Origin of the sequence: Rhizobium sp. Root1212, from assembly GCF_001424985.1 — a bacterium.
In the GTDB taxonomy this organism is placed as follows: Bacteria; Pseudomonadota; Alphaproteobacteria; order Rhizobiales; family Rhizobiaceae; genus Pararhizobium.
This window is the reverse complement of record NZ_LMDA01000001.1, coordinates 1-15,015: the sequence shown is the minus strand read 5'-3', so window position 1 is coordinate 15,015 and position 15,015 is coordinate 1. Positions and strand designations below refer to the sequence as shown.

Annotated in this window: 19 protein-coding genes and 2 tRNA genes; 7 read left to right on the top strand and 14 right to left on the bottom strand. The window is 60.7% G+C overall.

The features are described 5' to 3' along the window. Positions 1-9: 9 nt before the first annotated feature. The 4 genes from ASC86_RS00105 (at position 10) to ASC86_RS00090 (ending at position 3,515) form a co-directional block, all read left to right on the top strand. A complete protein-coding gene (locus tag ASC86_RS00105) occupies positions 10-1,314 on the top strand; it encodes a lipoprotein-releasing ABC transporter permease subunit (protein ID WP_056314673.1) in 1,305 nt (434 codons plus the stop codon). A 16-nt stretch (positions 1,315-1,330) separates the two neighbouring features. Next, positions 1,331-2,014: an ABC transporter ATP-binding protein gene (locus ASC86_RS00100; RefSeq protein WP_056314671.1), complete on the top strand. Its 684-nt coding sequence runs from the start codon at positions 1,331-1,333 to the stop codon at positions 2,012-2,014. A gap of 119 nt (positions 2,015-2,133) precedes the next feature. Beyond that, complete coding sequence (locus tag ASC86_RS00095; protein ID WP_056314669.1) at positions 2,134-2,907, top strand: NAD kinase; 774 nt, start codon at positions 2,134-2,136, stop codon at positions 2,905-2,907. A 98-nt stretch (positions 2,908-3,005) separates the two neighbouring features. Further along, entirely contained in the window at positions 3,006-3,515 is a 510-nt protein-coding gene (locus tag ASC86_RS00090; RefSeq protein WP_056314667.1) for a hypothetical protein, read from the top strand. 4 nt (positions 3,516-3,519) lie between these two features. Here the strand turns inward: ASC86_RS00090 and ASC86_RS00085 are convergent, their stop codons facing one another. Further along, a complete protein-coding gene (locus ASC86_RS00085; protein ID WP_056314664.1) occupies positions 3,520-4,230 on the bottom strand; it encodes a YoaK family protein in 711 nt (236 codons plus the stop codon). Positions 4,231-4,303: 73 nt separating this feature from the next. Next, positions 4,304-5,260, bottom strand: coding sequence for a LysR family transcriptional regulator (locus ASC86_RS00080; RefSeq protein ID WP_056314662.1), 957 nt, complete (start codon positions 5,258-5,260; stop codon positions 4,304-4,306). A gap of 127 nt (positions 5,261-5,387) precedes the next feature. On the opposite strand from ASC86_RS00080, the gene ASC86_RS00075 reads away from it, so the two are divergent. Further along, positions 5,388-6,014: an FMN-dependent NADH-azoreductase gene (locus tag ASC86_RS00075; protein ID WP_056314660.1), complete on the top strand. Its 627-nt coding sequence runs from the start codon at positions 5,388-5,390 to the stop codon at positions 6,012-6,014. A gap of 76 nt (positions 6,015-6,090) precedes the next feature. Here the strand turns inward: ASC86_RS00075 and ASC86_RS00070 are convergent, their stop codons facing one another. After that, the gene (locus ASC86_RS00070) at positions 6,091-6,972 is read right to left on the bottom strand and encodes an RNA methyltransferase (protein WP_056314658.1); all 882 of its coding nucleotides are present in this window, start codon (positions 6,970-6,972) and stop codon (positions 6,091-6,093) included. Between the two features lie 215 nt (positions 6,973-7,187). On the opposite strand from ASC86_RS00070, the gene ASC86_RS00065 reads away from it, so the two are divergent. Then, positions 7,188-7,272 (top strand) — tRNA-Tyr (locus ASC86_RS00065). A 25-nt stretch (positions 7,273-7,297) separates the two neighbouring features. Then, a tRNA-Gly gene (locus ASC86_RS00060) sits at positions 7,298-7,371 on the top strand. 49 nt (positions 7,372-7,420) lie between these two features. Here the strand turns inward: ASC86_RS00060 and ASC86_RS00055 are convergent. The 11 genes from ASC86_RS00055 to istA form a co-directional block, all read right to left on the bottom strand. Then, on the bottom strand, positions 7,421-8,563 hold the full coding sequence (locus tag ASC86_RS00055; protein ID WP_056314655.1) for a hypothetical protein: 1,143 nt from the start codon (positions 8,561-8,563) through the stop codon (positions 7,421-7,423). Next, the gene (locus ASC86_RS00050; RefSeq protein WP_056314653.1) at positions 8,553-8,771 is read right to left on the bottom strand and encodes a hypothetical protein; all 219 of its coding nucleotides are present in this window, start codon (positions 8,769-8,771) and stop codon (positions 8,553-8,555) included. The genes ASC86_RS00055 and ASC86_RS00050 overlap by 11 nt, the downstream gene beginning before the upstream one ends. Beyond that, positions 8,768-8,986, bottom strand: coding sequence for a hypothetical protein (locus ASC86_RS00045; RefSeq protein WP_056314651.1), 219 nt, complete (start codon positions 8,984-8,986; stop codon positions 8,768-8,770). The genes ASC86_RS00050 and ASC86_RS00045 overlap by 4 nt, the downstream gene beginning before the upstream one ends. After that, a complete protein-coding gene (locus ASC86_RS25460; RefSeq protein WP_156386848.1) occupies positions 8,983-9,171 on the bottom strand; it encodes a hypothetical protein in 189 nt (62 codons plus the stop codon). Before ASC86_RS25460 ends, ASC86_RS00045 begins: the two co-directional genes overlap by 4 nt. Further along, positions 9,168-9,476: a hypothetical protein gene (locus ASC86_RS00040; protein WP_056314650.1), complete on the bottom strand. Its 309-nt coding sequence runs from the start codon at positions 9,474-9,476 to the stop codon at positions 9,168-9,170. Before ASC86_RS00040 ends, ASC86_RS25460 begins: the two co-directional genes overlap by 4 nt. After that, positions 9,469-10,146: a hypothetical protein gene (locus ASC86_RS00035; protein ID WP_056314648.1), complete on the bottom strand. Its 678-nt coding sequence runs from the start codon at positions 10,144-10,146 to the stop codon at positions 9,469-9,471. The genes ASC86_RS00040 and ASC86_RS00035 overlap by 8 nt, the downstream gene beginning before the upstream one ends. Beyond that, entirely contained in the window at positions 10,139-10,504 is a 366-nt protein-coding gene (locus tag ASC86_RS00030) for a hypothetical protein (protein ID WP_056314646.1), read from the bottom strand. The genes ASC86_RS00035 and ASC86_RS00030 overlap by 8 nt, the downstream gene beginning before the upstream one ends. A gap of 296 nt (positions 10,505-10,800) precedes the next feature. Next, a complete protein-coding gene (locus ASC86_RS00020; RefSeq protein ID WP_056314642.1) occupies positions 10,801-11,655 on the bottom strand; it encodes a hypothetical protein in 855 nt (284 codons plus the stop codon). Next, complete coding sequence (locus ASC86_RS00015; RefSeq protein ID WP_056314640.1) at positions 11,648-12,409, bottom strand: DUF5131 family protein; 762 nt, start codon at positions 12,407-12,409, stop codon at positions 11,648-11,650. The genes ASC86_RS00020 and ASC86_RS00015 overlap by 8 nt, the downstream gene beginning before the upstream one ends. A gap of 137 nt (positions 12,410-12,546) precedes the next feature. Then, entirely contained in the window at positions 12,547-13,359 is an 813-nt protein-coding gene (gene istB / locus ASC86_RS00010) for an IS21-like element helper ATPase IstB (protein WP_056314638.1), read from the bottom strand. Then, positions 13,349-14,875, bottom strand: coding sequence for an IS21 family transposase (gene istA / locus ASC86_RS00005; RefSeq protein ID WP_156386915.1), 1,527 nt, complete (start codon positions 14,873-14,875; stop codon positions 13,349-13,351). Before istA ends, istB begins: the two co-directional genes overlap by 11 nt. Between the last annotated feature and the right edge of the window lie 140 nt (positions 14,876-15,015).

The window sequence follows — 15,015 nt, the reverse complement described above, 5'->3', positions numbered from 1 at the left end:
GAAAACAAGATGAGCGTCGCCACGGCAGAACAGGAACAGGCGGCTGTCCGTCCGCCGTCGACCCGTCCTTTTTCCTATTTCGAGCGCATGGTGGCCTGGCGCTACCTGCGCTCCCGGCGTAAGGAGGCGTTCATTTCGGTGATCGCCGGCTTCTCCTTCATCGGCATCATGCTCGGCGTTGCGACGCTGATCATCGTCATGGCCGTGATGAACGGTTTCCGCACCGAGCTGATCTCGCGCATCCTCGGCATCAATGGCCATATGATGGTGCAGACGCTGGACGGGCCGCTGAACAACTATGCCGATCTGGCGACGAAGTTTTCCGGCATCCAGGGCGTCACCATGGCGATCCCGCTGATCGAGGGCCAGACGTTGGCCTCCGGTCCAGGCGGGGCAGGGACGGGCGCGCTGGTGCGCGGTATCCGCGCCGATGATCTCGCCAAGATGAAGTCGATCTCCGACAACCTGAAATCGGGCGATCTCGTCGGCTTTGCCTCCGGCACCGGCGTTTTGATCGGTTCGCGCATGGCCGAGCAGCTCGGGCTTCAGGCAGGCGGCACGATCACGCTGATCTCGCCGGAAGGCGACATCACGCCGATGGGTGTCAATCCGCGGGTCAAATCCTATACCGTCTCGGGCATCTTCGAGATCGGCATGTCGGAATATGACGCCTCGATCATCTTCATGCCGCTGGAAGAAGCGCAGCTCTATTTCAACGCCGAAGGTATCGCCCAATCCGTCGAGCTGTTCGTCTCTCGCCCCGATGACGTCGAGGCACTGAGGGCGCCGGTGGAAGAGGCGGCAGGGCGTCAGGTGCTGATCAGCGACTGGCGCGACCGCAACAAGACCTTCTTCTCGGCACTGCAGGTCGAGCGCAACGTCATGTTCATGATCCTGACGCTGATCGTGCTGGTGGCCGCGCTCAATATCGTCTCCGGCCTGATCATGCTGGTGAAGGACAAGGGCGCCGATATCGCCATCCTGCGCACCATGGGGGCGACCTCCGGCTCGGTGATGCGCATCTTCTTCATGACGGGGGCTGCTATCGGCATCGTCGGCACCTTTGCCGGCGTGCTGCTCGGGGTCGTCGTCTGCCTGAATATCGAATCGATCCGCCAGTTCTTCTCCTGGCTTTCCGGCGAGACGCTGTTCAATCCGGAGCTTTATTTCCTGAGCCAGCTTCCGGCCGACATGAATTTCGGCGAAACGGCTTCGGTCGTGCTGATGGCGATCGGCCTTTCTTTCCTCGCGACGATCTTCCCGGCCTGGCGCGCCTCGCGCCTCGATCCGGTGCAGGCGTTGCGGTACGAATAACAGGGGTTACGACACGATGGCCGCACGCGTGGCATTGCAGCTTACCGGCGTCGAACGCCACTATAGCCAGGGCGAAAATGCGCTCTCGATCCTGAAGGGCGCGGATTTTTCGCTGAAGGCAGGGCAGACCGTGGCGCTGGTTGCGCCGTCCGGAACCGGCAAATCGACCCTGCTTCATCTCGCCGGACTGCTGGAGCGGCCCGATGCCGGTGAGATTCTGATCAATGGCGTTTCCTGCGGCGATCTCAGCGACCAGCAGCGCACGGCGATCCGCCGCAACGACATCGGCTTCGTCTATCAGTTCCATCACCTGCTGCCGGAATTCACGGCGCTCGAAAACATCATGATGCCGCAGATCATCTCCGGGCTTTCGAAGAAGGAAGCCAGGGAACGATCCGCCGCACTGCTCGACTATATGCGCATCGGCCATCGCGGCGACCATCGCCCCTCCGAACTCTCGGGCGGCGAGCAACAGCGTGTCGCCATCGCCCGCGCCGTCGCCAATGCGCCGCTGGTGCTTCTCGCCGACGAGCCGACCGGCAATCTCGACCCGGAAACGGCCGGCTATGTGTTCGAGGCGCTGGAAGCGCTGGTGCGCCAGTCCGGCCTTGCAGCCCTGATCGCCACCCACAACTATGAACTTGCCGGGCTGATGGATCGCCGCGTTACCATTGAAAACGGCAAGGTCGTCGAACTCTGAGTGGAATTGTTTTCCTTTCCCGGCACGATGTTTTGTGCATGATGGTGACGAGGCGGCGGTAACTCCTTGAATTTCAAAAGGGCCTGCCGCCGATAACGCATCATTGGGACGGGCATGGCATGGCACGCACTTTCGACAGTATCGCTTTCGTCGCGTCATCCGCTGACGATGCGCAGCGGGCTGCCGAAGAGCTGGTCGCCGTCTATGGCAACGCCGACCCCGAAACCGCTGATGTGATCGTCGCGCTCGGCGGTGATGGCTTCATGCTGCATACCCTGCACAAGACCATGAATTCCGGGAAGATGGTATATGGCATGAACCGGGGTTCGGTCGGCTTCCTGATGAACCGTTACAGCACGGAAAACCTGCACGAACGCTTGTCAGAAGCCGTGGAGAACGCGTTCCGGCCGCTGGAGATGCAGACCGTCGATGTCGACGGCAACCGTTTTCGCGCGCTGGCGATCAATGAAGTCTATCTCTTCCGCCAGTCTTATCAGGCGGCGAAGCTGAGGATCGTCATCGACGGCCGGGTGCGGCTGGAAGAGTTGATCTGCGACGGCATCCTGCTGGCCACGCCGGCCGGCTCGACGGCCTATAACCTTTCCGCCCATGGACCGATTCTGCCGCTGGAAGCGCCGCTTCTGGCGCTGACGCCGGTCAGCGCCTTCCGCCCCCGCCGCTGGCGCGGCGCGCTTCTGCCGAACAAGGTGACGGTCGATATCGCCATTCTCGAGGACGACAAGCGGCCGGTCAACGCCGTGGCCGACCATGTCGAGGTCAAGTCGGTGGTGAAGGTTCGGATCGCGGAATCGGAGAACACGACGGCGCGCATTCTCTCCGACCCGGATTATTCTTGGTCCGATCGCATTCTGGCCGAACAGTTCGATAATTGAGGCTTATCCCGAAATCCCCCGTGAATTGGGGCTAGTATTGCATTCGGATTCATAGTTGTTGTGCGCTTCGCGCTGTTGCGTGCCTGGAGCTTGACCCGATGTACCGTGCCTTTGTCTTTGCCTGTCTTGTTGTGCCCGGACTTCTCAGTTCCGCGCGGGCGGCCGACGAGGCGCTGCCGGCGGCAGAGATCATCTTCGTCACCAGCACCGGCTTCTGGGAGGAAAGCGGCGATCCGCTGGCGATCCTCGACCCGACCGGCAAGGCAGAGGAGCAAAAGCCGGGGGAAACGCAGCCCGGAAAGCAGCGCGGCTATTATAAGCTGATCGCCGTTCGACAGCCGGAGGGCAACGCCCATATCTACCTCCAGCAGATCGCCTCCAGCGCCGAAGGGCCGAAGGTGATTTCCTCGGCCGAGCTTGAGGAATTTTCGGCGATGACGGCCTATGTGACGGATATCCGTCCGGAAACCTCCGATGGGATCAGCACCCAGCCGGGGTTGTTTGCCACGGTCTACCTGAAGACCGACCCGACGGCGACGGAGCCGGAAACCTGGACGGTGCTGATCGACGACCTCGGTGATATCAAGATCGAGCGCGAGACCAACTGAAGCTCTATTTCTGCCGGGAAGGCTGCGGCGCACCCTGTGCGAATCGCTTCTGGATGTGCGGTGGAATGAACCAGATGGCACCCGATAGGGCAGCCGCCCACGAAAAGGCGACCCAGAGTGAGGCTGCACCCCAGGCCTGTTGCATCAGCGCGCCTGCGAGTGCGCCAAACCCCATGCCGATCCACGGAACGATCTGGAAGCCCCAGCCGGGGCGGTGTTCGCCGATCAACCGGTAGCCCAGCGCGCGCCCGAAGCGGGAGAGGGCGCCGGTGACATAGGTGAGCCCGATCGGCAGGCCTTCGACATGCTCGGCCGCGGCATTGATGGCGCCCATCGCCAGAACGGTGAGATAGAGTTGCAGCGTCGACCAGGCCGTTTCGCCTAGTAGGGCCGCGGTTCCAAGCAGGGTCGCCACCGCTGCAGTGACCGCGAAGGCCCGGCGGCTGGCATAGTGGGCGACGACGATGCCGAGCGCGTTTCCGATGATGAACATGGCGATCGCGCCGAGAAGCAGCAGCGCATAGCCGGTATTGCCTTCAGCGAGCGCGACGGCGGCGCGGGTCGTGTTGCCGCTCATGAAGGAGACGAAGCTGCCGGCCATGAGGAAACCGATCGCATCCGTCATGCCGGCAAGCACGGAGGTTCCTGCCACGATGGCAAGGCCGATGGAAAAGCGCCGCCGCTTTATGATCCCCCTCCGCCGCGTCCGCGTCATTCATGCACTCCCGCGATACGACTCGCGCCGATGATTCCCCGTCAATCTACATAGCGTCTCCTGGCGACGGCCGCTATTCGGCGGCCTGCATCAGGGGCGGGAGTACGGCGGGATGGGACGGTACCTCGCGGCAGCGTGACATGGCGGCGGGCAGGGCCTCGGCGATGAAATCGATCAGCGCCCGCACCGCCGGCAGGATGCCGTGACGGGAGGTAAAGGCAAGATGCACAATGGTATCGCCCGACGACCAGTCCGGCAGCACCGGCGCCAGCGTACCGGCGCGAAAACCGCGTTCGCAGAGATGATCCGGCAAAAGCGCGATGCCGACGCCTTCGATTGCCGCGCGCTCCAAAATCACGAAATCGCCGCAGCCGATGACCGGCATATGGCTGACATCGCGTTTCATGCCATCCCTGTGAAGCAACTGCCAGGTATCGGTCGGATGCATTTCGTTCATCGAGAGCGTCGGCAGGTCGCCGATATTGTCGATGGTGATTTCGCCATGGCGGGCGAGGAAGGCCGGGCTGGCAGCGAGATAGCGGCGCGCTTCGCCGAGCTTGCGCACGATCAGGTGGCTCTCGCCATCGAGTTCGTCGCGGGCGCGCAAGGCGATGTCGATTCGCTCCTCAACGAGATCGATTCGGCGGTTTGTCGTGTGGACCAGCACCCGGACGGCCGGATAGCGCCGATGAAATGCCGGCAGCACGGCCGCCATCATCGGCGTGAAACCGATGGGGCAGCCGAGGCGCACGACGCCGGCCGGCTCGCTGCGCGCCGCCTCGACCACGGCCCGAGCCGCATCGACGCTGGCGAGCACCGTTTCGCAGCGTTCGTAAAAGGCCTGGCCGATCTCCGTGACACGCAACTTGCGGGTGGAGCGCTCCAGCAGACGCACGCCGAGCTGCTGCTCAAGGCGGGCGACGTGCTTGCTGAGTTTGGATTTGGGAATGTTCAGGCAGCGCGCGGCGGCCGAAAATCCCTTGTGCTTCACGACGGCCGCAAACAGCGCGAGATCATTCAGGTCTTCCATCGATGGCCTCCTTTCAACGTTCCATTGTTTCTATCAGGAAACGGATCGTGGAAAAAGAGGCGGCTTATCGCGTGATTGTTTTGCTTTCATATCTATCGGCAACAGACACCAACCCAAAGGTTTTGCCATGAACATCCTCCACATCGATTCCGGCATCCTCGGCGATCATTCCGTTTCGCGTGGCCTGACCGCGGCGATCGTCGAAAAGCTGAAGGCCGAAAACCCGGCTGCATCCGTCACCTATCGCGACGTTGCTTCCGCTCCGCTCGTGCACCTGAGCGGCGCGCATCTCGCCGCCGGCGGCGCCAATCCGGAAGGTATCGACCCCAAGCTTGCCGCTGAACTGGCCGACGCCAAGGCGGCGCTTACCGAATTCATGGCGGCCGACGTCGTCGTCATCGGCGCACCGATGTACAACTTCACCATTCCGAGCCAGCTCAAGGCCTGGATCGACCGAGTGCTCGTCGCCGGCACTACCTTCCGCTATTCGGCTTCGGGCGTCGAAGGTCTCGCCAAGGGCAAGAAAGTCATCGTCGCCTCGACCCGCGGCGGCCATTATTCTGCCGGCTCGCCGGTCAGCGCCATGGACCATCAGGAAACCTATCTGAGCGCGGTCTTCGCCTTTGTCGGCATCACCGACATCGAGTTCATCCGCGCCGAAGGGCTGAACATCAGCCCCGAATCGAAGGAAGCCGCCGTCGCCGCCGCCCGCAAGGCGATTGCCGAGAACGACGGTCTTGCCGCTGCTGCATAAGCAGCAACGGGGAAATTTGCAGGTATCTTCAAGGCCGGGCATTCGTGTCCGGCCTTTGTCGTTTGGGGAAGTAGGCTCAGGCCTTGGCGAGATAGCCGCGGGCCGCATACATGGCGATGGCGGCGGCGTTCGAGACGTTGAGCGACTTGATCGCACCGGGCATGTCGAGACGGGCGAGGGCCGAGACAGTGGAACGCGTCTTCTGGCGCAGGCCCTTGCCTTCCGAGCCGAGAACGAGGGCGATCTTCTCGCCCGAAAACGTGCCTTCGAGCGGCGCCGGCCCCTCCGAATCAAGGCCGATCGAGGTAAAGCCGAGCTTGTGCAGCTCTTCCAGCGCATCGGCGAGATTGATGATCTGGATATAGGGGATCATTTCCAGCGCGCCGGACGCGGATTTTGCCAGAACGCCCGATTCGGTCGGGCTGTGACGCATGGTGGTGATCAGCGCACCGGCATTGAAGGCGACGGCTGAACGCATGATCGCGCCGACATTGTGCGGGTCGGTGACCTGATCCAGCACCAGGATAAGCGGGCTGTCCTTCAGCGCCGACAGGCGGCGCACCGGCAGAGGCCGCGTTTCCAGCATCACGCCCTGATGGATCGCATCCGGCCCCAGCACCTTGTCGATATCCTGCGGCGAAACCATTTCGACCGGAAATTTCAGTTCGTCGACCGGCCCGATTTCCAGCCGCTGCAGCGCGTTCTGGGTGACGGAGAGCTTGACGATCTGCCGCTCGGGGTTTTCGAGCGCCGCGCGCACCGTGTGCAGACCGTAGAGCAGCACCTGGTCGGGCTGCAGCTGCGGCGCCTTCCAGTCGTCGGCGGCTTTCTTGCGGCGGCTGTCCTGTGGCGGCGTCGGGATTTCCCCGCGCTCGCGCTTGGCGTCGCGGTGGGCGCGCCTCAGGGTGGCGTAGTGGGTGTCTTTGGCGCTCTTGTCGCCCGGATTATCCTTGCTCATGCTTGCCTTATATCGGCGAAGGCTTGGGCGGGAAACCGTTTTTCACGTTTTTGGGGCTTCGTGATTTTTGTGCTGATAATTCGCACATTTTTCGAGACGATCGTGTTGACAGGAGAAAAGCATCCGTCCATATAGCCGCCCAGATCACGAGGCGCCGACGACAAGCGGCACCGAAAATGATCGAATGACTGGTCGCTTGATCCCGACAGAATAATGGAGGGATGCCCGAGTGGTTAAAGGGGACGGACTGTAAATCCGTTGGCTCAGCCTACGTTGGTTCAAATCCAACTCCCTCCACCATTCTGTTGCACGGATCAAGACCCCCGCGGGTATAGCTCAATGGTAGAGCAGCAGCCTTCCAAGCTGAATACGCGGGTTCGATTCCCGCTACCCGCTCCAGAAATTTCAACAACTTAGCTATACGGCGTGTCACTCGTTTCATTTCATGTCACTTGCGGTTTTTGACGCGAGCATTGGCTGTCTTCCGGCTCGCTTCCAAACCATCCCCTCGGCTATAGCGCCGTGTGGTCTTTGTCGTGGTGTGAGTGGCCAGATCGCGGGCCGCTTCGAGTGAACCGGTCGCCTCGACTGTTTCCGATACAGCACCAGCCCGCGAATCCATCGACCATACATTCGACGGCACGCCGGCAGCATCGCGAACCTTGCGATACTTTTCCGTATATCGATTTTCCCAATACGGCTTTCCATAGTCCTCATCGATCACCACTGGACCAATGTCCGGGATGCGATAGGCCTTCAAGGCTTCCGTCACCAACGGATAGCCGTTCAGATCGCGCGCTACCGCGGCGCGGGTCTTGCTCGTCTTGAGCGACAGGATCATATCCTTCGATATGTCCTTGGCCATCAGGCCGGTCCAGCGGAACTCCCCACCATCAGGCGGCGGCGCCCATTCTCCTATCACATCGATGCGTCGGAGCGCCGTTTCGAACTTTAGAGCTTCGACGAAGCCGATCGAAGGGCATTCCATTTCCGCGCTTTTCTTCACGATTGCCAAGCACTGTTCATATGTCATGGCGACCGTGCGGGCGGCCGGTTGCTCAAATCGCAGGTCAGAAAGGATCAGGCGGGCCTGAGCGCAGCCGTGGAGGCGTTCTCCGGCCCCGTAGCTGATGATGAGCCGAAGGAGCTTTATCGCTCCTGACGCCCTCCTGTGGCCTTTCTTACGCCATTGGGCAAACCATCGCTTTGCATCTGACGCCGTAAACCCTGCCACGAACCGCTCCCCGATGTTTTTTGCCAGAACGCGCAGGCTTGGCTCATAATCGCGGATTTTCGTGGAGTGCTTCACCGAGTGCAGCGAACTGGTCGTGTCAGACCGGTAGAGGTCGATCAGCGACTGGAAAGTCCCATCGAATTTTTGCGGTGTGGTCAGGTCGGCCAACTCGGCTTTGAGTTCCGATGTCCGGCGCTGGCATTCTTCCGCCAAGGCGTCATCAGAGAGCCCATCGGGCAACCGAACGAGTGAGAGGGCGGCAGGTGCTCCCTTAACCGCCCTCTTCGGGTTCCAGTAGTGGACGCGCGTGCCGTCCTTGTTGTCCCGGTATTGATACCCGGGCCTGTCAGTCCTCATCCCAATTTTCCTTTCCGTATGGGGCACCGTTGCCCGTACGGATCATGCCGGGCGCTTCGCTACTTGCGTCAATGCCATCCGGCTTGTGGATAGCGGGGATTGCGGTGACAACCAGCGTCTTTATATCGATGCTCACGGCCATGCCCTGGCTTTTGGCCGCGCGGAAAATCCTCTCCATATCTGCTTGCCGGAACGCGGCTCTCGTCATCCCCGCTCCTCCTTACGCAGGGCAGAGCGGCCGGCTTCGGTGATGCGGTGGTTGGCCGTGCCGAATTCAGTATCTGGCTCGATAAGCCCCATCTTTACCAACGCGGCGCTATGAGCGTCCCACTTTTTAATGCCGGCGAGGTTCGGGTGACCAACGGTCCAGCCCCGGTTTTCAAACCTCTGAAGCCACCACATGCGCTCTTTCGTCAGCTTCATTTGCCATATTCCTTCATCGCTTGGCGGCCGGCTTCGGTGATTTCGAGACGATCTGAGAGCCCCACAGTCTGCCGAACGCACAGCCCCAGCTCGACCAGCTTTCGTGCCGGCGGGTAGCTTTCAACAGCAGTCCCGCCATTGGCGACATCGCGAAGCAGTTCCATTTGTGGCTTCGTCAGCTTCACACCCCACCTCCTTCACGGCCTGATTTAAGGGAGCGGATGGCGGTGGCGATGGTGCGGCGGGCGATTGAGGCCCCGTCTGGCGCCCCCGCAATCATGGCCATCACGATATCGCATTCGTCTGCTGCTTGCGCCGCCGCTTCCAACGCCGCATCCCTCGCGCTTGCGAGCTGCTGACGGAGGAGGGTGATTTCGTCGGCTGCCGCGGTGCAAATGGCGGCATATTGCTCTGGGTCAGCGTTGTCGAAATTCACCGCAACGTTGGCGTATTTAGCTTCGGCGCGCAGGCGCTCCACGATATCACTCATGACTTTCTCCTTCACGGCCGGCTTCGGGGGTAGGTTCCGCCCTCGGTGCAGGCGATGGGGTGTCGATGTTCCAACGCTCAACGGTGAAGGTGTAGGCAACCACCCATGGGTTTTGGTCCCAAGTGCCTTCGCCGTTGATGCGTTCCCAGAGGTCGGCATACCAATCGCGTGCGCTGGCCCATTCGTCTCCGCCCAGGTGCATTGCGGCGACGTCGTTGAAGACGCGACCTGAAGCCTTCCCTTTGAAACATCCTTCCGCGACGGCATCATTCTCACTGATGTCCTGCAGTCGTTCGACACGGACGTCAGTGACGGTCAGGGTGAGGCGCGAGGCCCAGCGGGGCATATGCATGGCGCGACGGTCTTTGCCGGGGCCGACCCAAGTCTTATCGCAACCGCGCAACGCTTCGTCTGCGATGTATTGAACGTTGGTGCCGCCGTGCGAGATCGAGCGAGGCGGCAAAGCGTCGAGCAGTAAGTCGGTGCGCCAGTGTTCTCGGACGTAGAGCCGATCACCGATGCGGACTTTGGTGTGAATAGGTTTCCACCCGGATGCTGTCAGTTCCAGGGTGCCGTACGGTGCCTTCAGGGTGCGCCGTGTCTGCGTCTTGGTGCCCGCAAGTAGGGCGCGAACCATAGCCCCGCTGAACAAAATCGGACGATCAGCCATAGATGCGGCTCTCCTTGCGCTGGCGCGATTTCCACTTCGCGTATTCGATGAAGGACATGTCACTGTCGTAGTTCAGCCAGTCCTGGTAGGTCCGCTGCGATCGCGTGAGCTTCGGTGGTGCCGGGCTGTGTTCGGCAACGGCGGCTTTGCCGGCGTCGGTTACGCGGAAGACGTCGTCGCCACCACTCAACGGATGATCAAGACGCACCGACATATAACCGGCGTCTACAAGCGCCATGCAGTCAGCATGATCCTTGCTGCCTTCGCCTGTCACAAAGTGGTTACGATAGAAGGTGCCTCGCCCATATTCGTCCAAGCCAAGCGAATGCTGCAAAATGTGGAGTTGCTTAGCGTCCATCTGCCTCTCCCTCCGACGATTTGGAGAGAGCGGCGCGGCTCTTCTCAAAATCACGAACCAACGCCATCAGGGACACCCTGTACTGCGCGTCGTTGGCCGGACTACGAACGAACGTCCGCCACGGCCATTCCTGGTCCTTCATGATATGATAGGCCTCGTGGATGCTCAGCCCGCCGCGCCCGGCGAGGCCCCGTAGGGTCTGGCTATGGTTCCGTTGAGCCTGCGCCTCGTGGGGAGTGATAGCTGCCCACGGGATGCACCTGATGATGGGGTCATTGAGGATCGGGAACATAGGCTCAGTCGCCACGGTCGGCCTCCTTCGCTGCGAGGGCGGCGCGTGCAGCGGCAACCATCTCGTCATAAGCGGCGTCGATCTCGGCCACGTCGCCTGCGAAAAGCGTGTCGCTCGGTCCCTCGTGGGTGCGTAGAAGATCGTCGTAAGCGACCACCAGGCGGAGGGCGTCCGCCATTGCCACATGATCGACAGGTGGGGTCGGAGTGGCGGAAAGCATCGACGTCCAGAGGCTGTATGGCAGCCAAGGATCGCCCTCGTGGTCTCGATGTGCTGCTTTGACCATCTCCATAGTCGGCTTCTTGGGGACCAGTTGCCAACCTTCAGGCACGTTCATATCTGGTCGGGGCGTAGGGGCACCGTTTAGGAAATTGCGCAGGGCGACAATCTCGCTTGCATCCATGCGGGCGATCCAGAAGACGCTACCTTCTGGCCCGTCTGGTCCCTCGCACCGGTCATCTTCCAACTGGAATTCATCCTCGTTGATTGTGATAAATCCGCTTCCGTCTTTCTTGACATGAAGGATGCCGGGATCGAACACGAAGGCCCCGCCGCTGCAATGCGGTGGAACGATTGCGGCTACCGTCTCGGGGTCTGCCTGCTCGTTGCCGTTGAATTCGCCGTCTTCCGTAGGCAGGAAGCTCCCTGCCACATGATCAACGGGCGCGGGGGTATCATCCAAGATGGCGGCTTGGGTGAGTTCGAAGGCGCGGAATGTGAAAAACCTTGCTTTGGCTTCGGGATCGGCCAGCATCGTTTCCCGGCGCTTCTCCCATTCCTCGACGACGTGGATCAGATCGCGCTTGAAGGCCTCCATCATGGCGGGGCCGCGATAAGTCGGCGTGATGTTCTCAGGCATTGTCGGCCTCCGTCGCTGCGGCATACATCGCATGCCAGACGTTGATTGCTGCTGCGCGTTCGTCGCCGTCGCATTCCCAATCGACACGCAAGGCGGCGTCGATCATCGCCTCGGTAGGGTCGTGCGGCACTGCCATTTGCTGCGAGGGCGTCACTGTCTCCCCGTTCTCCTTGCATGGGAGGGAGAGGGAGGAGAGGATGGGGAACGCGTCATGGGTCACGCCGTCGATGGTCCGGCCTGAAAGCTTCTTGCCGATGCGGCGGACTGTCGCGCCGTCCTCGAATTGGAAATGAATGCCGACGCCAGCAACTTCCGACACGGAAACCCATTCCCCGTTCTGCTTATGGTGAAACGGAACATTCGACTTCGCTGCCTGATCGCGCAGGCTTCGGAACCAATCCGGCTTTGTCGGCCGTGCCTTGTGCCCGCCCTGATCAGTCTCGCCGCCGGTAATTACCCAATCGGGCATAAAGGCTGGAGGGATAATGATTGGCCCGAGCAGCGGCTCAAAACTGCCGAAGGTGAATAGCGGCGACGTTTCGATCTTGGCGACCTTCAGCGCCGGTAGATTGGCGTCGGCGCGCTTCTGATCCTCGACCGTCGTGCCGAGCGCGGCATTCTTCGGAAGCCCGCCGGCAGCGTCTGCCAGCTTCACGATATTCTGCGGGCGTTTGGTCAGCAGCAAATAGACGAGGTTCGACGTCCGGCGCATGACCTCGAACGCATCGGCTCGCCACTGAGTGTTGATTTCCACTGAGAGCTGACCCGGCGTTTCCACCGAGAATTGACCCGCTTTTAGGTATCGTTCGTGTGGGTCGTGGTGGTCAAGTTCCTACATGTTGATTTCCACTGAGAGCTGACCCGGCGTTTCCACCGAGAATTGACCCGCTTTTAGGTATCGTTCGTGTGGGTCGTGGTGGTCAAGTTCCTACGTTTCTCCTTTGTCATTTGGGGTTCATGCGCCGAGCTGTTCTTGAAGCGGAAGCTGTCATTTCCGGTTTCGAGGATGTGGCAATGATGGGTGAGCCGGTCGAGCAGAGCGGTGGTCATCTTGGCGTCGCCGAAGACGCTGGCCCATTCGCTGAAGCTCAGGTTGGTGGTGATGATGACGCTGGTCCGCTCGTAGAGCTTGCTCAGGAGATGGAAGAGCAGTGCACCACCTGATGCGCTGAATGGCAGATAACCAAGCTCATCGAGGATGACGACATCGGAATGGACGAGGCGATTGGCGATCTGTCCCGCACGACCTTGTGCCTTCTCCTGTTCCAAGGCGTTGACCAGCTCGACAGTCGAGAAGAACCGGACGCGCTTGTGGTGATGCTCAATGGCCTGAACGCCGATTGCTGTGGCAACATGCGTCTTGCCCGTGCCGGGGCCGCCGACCAGGACGATGTTGTTAGCCTCGTCGAGGAAGTCGCAGCGATGAAGCTGTTGCACGAGCGCTTCGTTGATCTCGCTGCTTGCGAAGTCGAAGCCATTTAGATCGCGGTAAGCAGGGAAGCGTGCGGTTTTAAGCTGGTAGGCGGTCGATCGCACCTCTCGTTCCGCGGTCTCCGCCTTGAGAAGCTGCGACAGGATCGGAATGGCAGCCTCGAACGCCGGCGATCCCTGTTCAGTCAGCTCGCCGACGGCCTGTGCCATGCCGTGCATCTTCAGTTGCCGCAACATGATGACGATCGCGCCGCTTGCTGGATTATGACGCATGGCGAGCCTCCGTCTTTCTCAGCGCATCGTAGCGTTCGACATTGGCCTTGGGCTCGTTGATGAGCGTCAGGGCTTGCGGCGCGTCGACGGTGGGTGGCGTGAAGGATTTGCCATCGACAAGGCGATGCAGCAGATTCAGCACATGCGTCTTGGTCGGAACACCGGACTTCAGCGCCATGTCGACTGCCGACAGGACAGTTTGCTCATCGTGCTGAAGGACAAGCGCCAGGATATCAACCATCTCGCGGTCGCCGCCCGGCTTCTTGAGCAGGTACTGCTGCAAGGTCCGGAAAGCGTCGGGTAGCTCGACGAATGGAGCACCATTGCGAAGAGCACCGGGCTTGCGTTGCACGACCGCCAGATAATGCCGCCAGTCGTAGATGGTTTGTCCCGGCCGGTCATGAGAGCGATCGATAACACGGCGATGCTCGCAAACGATCTGGCCTTCCGCGGCGACCACGACACGATCCGGGTAGACCCGCAGGCTCACCGGTCGATTGGCAAAGGATGCCGGAACGCTGTAGCGATTGCGCTCCAGATGCACGAGGCAGGTTGGTGTGACCCGTTTCGTATATTCGACAAACCCATCGAACGGCCTGGAAACGGGCATGAGAGCGGGTGCCTCTTCGGCCCAGATGTCGGCAATGGTGCCCCGTATCTGACCATGCGGCGTCTTGGCCCAGAATTCCTTGCATCGCAACTCAAGCCAATCGTTCAGGGCTTCCAGCGAAGGAAAACGTGGGAGCGGTTGAAAGAAGCGGTGACGCGCATCCTGCACGTTCTTCTCGACCTGCCCCTTCTCCCAACCGGACGCGGGATTGCAGAACTCGGGCTCGAACACATAGTGGCTGGCCATCGCCATGAAGCGCACGTTGACGTCGCGCTCCTTGCCACGGCCGACCTTGTCGATCGCCGTGCGCATATTGTCGTAGATACCGCGACCAGGAATGCCACCGAAGACGCGGAATGCATGGTTATGGGCATCGAACAGCATCTCGTGCGTTTGCAGGAGATAGGCTCGGACGATGAAAGCCCTGGAATAGCTCAGCTTCATATGCGCCACCTGCAGTTTGGTGCGCTCATTGCCGATAATCGCCCAGTCCTCCGACCAGTCGAATTGGAAGGCTTCACCTGGCTCGAATGCCAAGGGGACAAACGTGCCACGGCCGGTCGTCTGCAGTTCCCTTTGTCGATCATCACGCCATTCCCGTGCAAATGCCGCCACGCGATTGTAGGAACCCTCGTAACCAAGGCTCACCAGATCAGCGTGCAACTGCTTCATCGTCCGCTTCTGCTTGCGGGTCTTTTTGGTCTCCGTCTTGAGCCAGGCCGATAAGCGATCCGCAAACGGATCGAGTTTGCTCGGCCTCTCCGGAACCTTGAACTTCGGTTCCACGCCGTTCAGGCGCAGGTATTTGCGGATGGTATTCCGGGACAAGCCGGTTCTGCGGCAAATCTCCCGGATCGATAGATGCTCTCGAAAATGCCAGCGCCGGATCACGCTTAGTAACGCCATGTCGATCACTCCAGAGCCCCCGCTGAAAACATGCGAGGGACGGTTGAAACATGGGTCAATTCTCAATGGAAATATCTGGCTGCGCCGGGTCAGCTCTCAGTGGAAATCAACACCGGGTCAGCTCTCAGTGGAAATCAACA